This is a genomic window from Acetomicrobium sp. S15 = DSM 107314 (assembly GCF_016125955.1).
Lineage (GTDB): Bacteria > Synergistota > Synergistia > Synergistales > Thermosynergistaceae > Thermosynergistes > Thermosynergistes pyruvativorans.
On the sequence record NZ_JADEVE010000309.1, the window covers coordinates 1 to 269 of the forward strand.

1 protein-coding gene is annotated in these 269 nt (G+C 50.9%); it reads right to left on the reverse strand.

Features of this window, described 5'->3' with window-relative positions:
• Positions 1-3: 3 nt before the first annotated feature.
• Positions 4-269: hypothetical protein (locus tag EZM41_RS09150; RefSeq protein WP_198470801.1), on the reverse strand; the 266-nt coding region annotated here is incomplete at its 5' end.

Below are 269 nucleotides of genomic sequence, written 5' to 3' on the forward strand. Positions count from 1 at the left end.
CCATTATTTATTCCTCCTCCCATTTGCCCCACGGGCAAAAGCGGAAACAATCGCATTTATTTCGCTCTTTTCCAGATTAACCCCTTCCTCTGGATCCGAGACCCTTACGTCAGGTACATCATTGGCGTCAGCCTGGACGTCTTTGGCCGGCAGGGGCGTAAGTCCAAAGCGTGCGAATTTGTCCACGTCTTTCCCAGAACAGTTTCCTATGTCCACAACCTTTTCTAACAGGTCAACAGTGGGCACAGCGATGACGCACTCTCTTGTGG